Source organism: Stieleria sp. (genome assembly GCF_041595215.1).
In the GTDB taxonomy this organism is placed as follows: Bacteria; Planctomycetota; Planctomycetia; order Pirellulales; family Pirellulaceae; genus Stieleria; species Stieleria magnilauensis.
This window is the reverse complement of sequence record NZ_JBFHKV010000616.1, coordinates 1-5,107: the sequence shown is the minus strand read 5'-3', so window position 1 is coordinate 5,107 and position 5,107 is coordinate 1. Positions and strand designations below refer to the sequence as shown.

The following is a 5,107-nucleotide window of genomic DNA, read 5'->3' as shown; positions in this document are numbered from 1 at the left end:
TTGAAGTTGGCACAGGAAGACGACACGGTTCGTTCAGGAATGCCGAATGGCCGTCAGCTATTGCATTGTCGTAAAAACGGAAGTTTCATCCAGGTGCTGGAGACGAAAGGGTCAAAAAATGGAGTGGTCAAAACATTAGGCCTCTCAATAAACCCTCTCCACCTTCCTGCGGCGATCTTCCTCCCCAACAAATCTTCCTCCCCACAAATCTTCCTACCCACCATTTTTTGACCAACCAATTTTTTGACCAACCAATTTTTTGACCAACCAATTTTTTGACCAACCAACCTTCTTCCCCGCCTCACGACCGGACAATGTCGCCAATCACGTTGCCGTGGACATCGGTCAGGCGGAAATAGCGGCCTTGGTATCGGTACGTTAACTGTTCGTGATCGATGCCCAATTGCGCCAGAATCGTGGCTTGCAAGTCGTGGACGTGGACGGGTTTTTCAACGACGTTCACGCTGTATTCGTCGGTCTCGCCATACGTCATCCCCCCGCGGATGCCACCGCCGGCCATCCAGTACGTGAAACAATTCGGGTGGTGATCGCGTCCGTACACCTTGTCCGTCAGTTTGCCTTGGCAGTAAACCGTCCGTCCGAATTCGCCGCCCCAAATCACCAACGTCTCATCGAGCATGCCGCGTTGCTTGAGGTCGCTCAGCAAGGCCGCGGTGGGTTGATCGGTGTCACGACATTGCGCGGGGACTTGTTTGGGAGCGTTGTTGTGGGCGTCCCAACCGCGGTGGTAGAGCTGAATAAACCGCACGCCGCGTTCCGCCAAGCGTCGTGCCAACAAACAGTTGTAGGCATACTTGCCGACTTGCGTCGCCTGCGGCCCGTACAGATCCAGAACCGATTGCGGTTCGTCGTTGACGTCGATCAGTTCCGGCACACTCATTTGCATCCGGTACGCCAATTCGTACTGGGCGATCCGAGTCGCGATCGTCGGGTCATTGAACTGATCGGCGCGGTCTTGGTTCAATTTCTCCACCGAATCCAACATGCGTCGGCGCTGGGTGCGGGTCATTCCGGCGGGATTGTAGAGGTCCAGGATCGGATCCCCCTGGCCGCGGAACTTCACGCCTTGAAAACGGCCTGGCAAAAAACCGGCGCCCCACAATCGGTCATACAGCGGCTGGCCGGCTTTGGCAGATCCGTTGGACGTCATTGCGACAAACGCCGGCAGGTTGGCGTTCTCGGTGCCCAAACCATAATTCACCCAGGCACCCATACTGGGACGACCGGCGATCACCGATCCGGTTTGGAACAAGGTCGCCGCCGGATCGTGATTGATCGCTTCGGTGTGCATGCTTTTGATGACGCAGATCTCATCGACCACCTTGGCCAAGTGCGGCAGGGTTTCGCTGAGCCAAATGCCCGACTGCCCGTGTTGCTGGAACTTGAACGTGCTGGGCGCGACGGGAAACGACGTCTGGCCCGATGTCATCGTCGTCTTTCGCTCGGCCGGGTAGACCGACAGCGGCACCTCTTCGCCGAAACGCTTGGCCAGCTCCGGTTTGTAGTCGAACAGGTCCATCTGCGACGGGCCGCCCGACTGGAACAAGTAGATCACACGTTTGGCTTTGGGAGCGATCGTGGCAAAGGCCGACGCGTCTGCTGCGGGTAGCGCGTTCGCTTCGGCCGCACCGACCAGATTCCCGTCGCCGAGCAAGGTCCCTGCAGCGATCGAACCCAGCCCCAGCGTGCTACCGGACAGAAACGCTCGTCGGTTGTGCCGTCTCTTGAATTCTTCCAAAGGGTTCATGTCAATTCTCCGCAATGGCCTCGTCGAGGTTCAAGATTGTATTGGCGACCAGTGTCAGCGCCGCCAATTGGCTCGGGTCTAACCCCGGCGTGTTGGGCGTTTCTCCGACGGACAACAATTGCCCCGTCGCCTCGGTGTGCTGTTGGAAATCTTCGTGATAGACGTTGAAGTCATCGACCAGGACGGCCAGCTCTTTCGGCCTCGGTTGTCGACTGGTCACCAACCGGAACGCCAAAGCGATTCGCCGGGCGGGTGTTCGTCCGTCGGGTTTCATCACCCGCTCGGCCAAATGCCGCGCCGCTTCGACGAAGGTGACGTTGTTCATCATCGTCAATGCTTGCAGCGGCGTGGTCGTTTCGTCGCTCCGTACGATACAGGTTTCACGTGCGGCGGCGTTGAAGGCCATCATGGTGGGTGGCGGAACCGTGCGCCGCCAATACGTGTACATGCTGCGTCGATACAGTTTTTCTCCCGTGTCCTGTTTGTACTTCGCGTTCGAGATGCTGCTCCAGATCGCCGGCGGCATGTACGGTTTGACCGAAGGCCCGCCGATCGTATCGCTCAACAAACCGCTGGCGAACAGCACCGAATCGCGGATCGCAAACGGCGAGAGACGTTTTCTTGGGCCTCGCGCCAACCAGCGGTTTTCCGGATCGCGTTCACGCAAGGCGTCGGACGCGGAAGACTGCTGACGATAGGTTGCACTGGTCACGACCAACCGGTGCATCGCTTTGACATCCCATCCGCTACGGATGAATTCCGTTGCCAACCAATCGAGTAACTTCGGATGGCTGGGCAGCTCGCCTTGCACGCCAAAGTTCTCGCTGGTCTTGACCAACCCGACGCCGAAGTGGTGCTGCCACAGTCGGTTGATCGTCACACGCGCCGTCAGCGGGTGATCCGGATCGACCAGCCAACGGGCAAGCCCCAGCCGATCGCGCGGCCAGTCATCGTTCCAGGCTCCCAAGACCGGCGGCGTCGCGGGCTGCAGTTTTTCCGACGTGTCCGGGTTGTCGTACTGTCCCCGATCGAGTCGATACGTGTCGCGTGGTTGATCCAGCTCGTGCAGCACCATGACGGTGTCTTCGCCGCCCGGTTGCGGACGCGGTACCGACGTCTGCACGACCTTGATCTTGACGGGTTCTGGAACGACGAATTTCAAGTCATCTTCGGATAGGTTCGGCCATGTCTGGGGTACCTTGATAAACGGCGGGCTGTTGCCGTTGTTCGGTCCGAGCCCGGCTTCATCGATGTTGTTGAAGAACGCGAACAGACTGTAGAAATCTTTCTGAGAGATCGGGTCGTACTTGTGGTCGTGGCAACGCGAACAGGTCATCGTCAGCCCCAGGAACACGGTGCCGGTGGTTTCCACGCGGTCGGCGACGTATTCGACGATCCATTCGTCCGGGATCGAGCCGCCTTCGGAATTGATGCGGTGATTGCGGTTGAATCCCGTTGCGACTTGAGTCAGGAAATTGCGGTCAGGGATCAAATCGCCGGCCATCTGCTCGATGACGAAACGATCGAATGGCATGTTGTCGTTCAACGCGTTGATCAGCCAATCGCGCCACACCCACATGTAACGCAGACGATCGTTCTGGTAGCCGTCGGTATCGGCGAACCGAGACGCTTCGAGCCAATCGACGGCCATGTGTTCGCCGTAGCGCGGTGACTCGAGCAACCGGTCCACCGCGCGTTCGTACGCGCCGCCGGATCGGTCGTTGATAAACGCATCGAGTTCTTCGATGGTCGGAGGCAAACCGGTCAGATCAAAACTGACGCGGCGCAGCAACGTCGCTCGGTCAGCCGGCGGCGCTGGACTCAATCCCTCCGATTCCATTCGCGCCAGCACAAATCGATCGATCGGGTTTTGTGGCCATTGATCATTGGCGACCGCTGGCAGATCGGGACGCAGCGGCGGAATGAAGGCCCAGTGTCGGTCGTCCTTGGGCCAGTCCGCCCCTTCGGCCAGCCATCGTTTCAACGTTTCACGATCCCGCCGTCGCAGGCGTCGATTGGAATCCGGTGGCGGCATCCGCACATCCGGATCGTCGCTGGTCAGACGCTCCAGCATGTCTCCCGACGTCAACACATCGGCGGCCAAAGCGGCCTCGCGATCATCCAGTCGAAACCCGCCCTCGCGCGCATTGGCATCGGGGCCATGGCAGTGGTAACAGGCATCAGACAGGATCGGCCGGATGTCGGCGGCAAAATCGAGCTTGGCGGCCGTCTCCGGCTCCGCGGCCGGCACGGATCCGCGGAGACCCACCAGCAGAACGGACAATACCGCGACTGGAAGTCGGAATGCTTTCACGTTCAAAAAAGGCTCTCAGGGATGGAGTGCAACCGGAGCGGTCGGGCAGGGCCCGCTCGGTCACAGAGCGGGAGGGGTGTAGGTGAGGTATCACGAAGGTGCGGCTTCCTCGCGATACACCCATGATACACCTCGACCGATTGGCGGACACGCTAATTTTGAGGCACGCGGGGCGAACAACTAGCGAATTGAGTTGGTGCGGAGCCGAGCAGGCGTCCATCCCATTGGGAGACATCTCCCGTTCCATCGCCGGCAACTCCCGGCCTGCCAACCTTTCTGGAACCGCTGCACCGTCGCGTCACCAACCTTGCGTCGCACCTTCGCGCTGACCAGGAAACGGCACTCTGGCGAGTGAATGATTGCACCGCCTGGCACAACCCCGTAAGATTGGGTGGTAGGAGATATTCCGCAGTCCGACCGGGGAATATCGGCTTTTTACCTCGGTCGAACGACCAATCATTAGTTGTTCACGCTGCCAACCGACGCCTGACGACAGTGCCGATTTTTCTTTCGTGTGTGTGGCGTGTTTCGTGGTTCCCTCTTCTGCGATGTTCTCAGCATCGTCCAAAGTCTGACATCCCGGCTGCGACTGGTGCGCTCGAAGTGCGCGCAACGGATTTCATCAGACCTCCGTTTCCTGGGATTCGCTTCTGATGTCATCGTTCGACAGGTACGCGGTCGACTGGGCCGAACGAAAAGAACCGATGGCTGAAATGGTGACCTCTCAGTGTTTGCCGAGTCCAACGGAATCGATGGATCGTATTTGGTTGGTTGGGCGATGTGTCTTAGGCCCGGAGGGCCGATAGAGTGTCTGCCGGTGGTGTCAGCCACCGGCGATGGATTCCATGCAACACTCAAGGCCCAGCGGGCCGACACAGTAATCGGGGTTTGAGCGTTCCCGGGCGGCTAAGAGAACAATTGTGTCGGCCCTTCAGGCCTTTGTACTTCATTGCCCTGAATACCAGTGGCTGACACCACCGGCAAACATTGTGCCAGCCCTCCGGGCTTCATCGTAGCTGTCCAGC

General features: G+C 59.0%; 3 protein-coding genes. 1 reads left to right on the top strand and 2 read right to left on the bottom strand.

Annotation, left to right across the window (positions count from 1 at the left end; genetic code table 11):
• On the top strand, positions 1 to 231 hold a 231-nt coding region (locus tag ABX749_RS21175; protein ID WP_372897729.1), incomplete at its 5' end, for a hypothetical protein.
• Positions 232 to 301: 70 nt separating this feature from the next.
• Here the strand turns inward: ABX749_RS21175 and ABX749_RS21170 are convergent.
• Positions 302 to 1,768: a DUF1501 domain-containing protein gene (locus ABX749_RS21170; RefSeq protein ID WP_372897728.1), complete on the bottom strand. Its 1,467-nt coding sequence runs from the start codon at positions 1,766 to 1,768 to the stop codon at positions 302 to 304.
• Between the two features lies 1 nt (position 1,769).
• Positions 1,770 to 4,019: a PSD1 and planctomycete cytochrome C domain-containing protein gene (locus ABX749_RS21165; protein ID WP_372897727.1), complete on the bottom strand. Its 2,250-nt coding sequence runs from the start codon at positions 4,017 to 4,019 to the stop codon at positions 1,770 to 1,772.
• Positions 4,020 to 5,107: the final 1,088 nt, after the last annotated feature.

Bases quoted from the DNA above. Each gene is read 5' to 3' on its own strand.
- ABX749_RS21170 (WP_372897728.1), bottom strand. From the start codon at position 1,768: ATGAACCCTTTGGAAGAATTCAAGAGACGGCACAACCGACGAGCGTTT.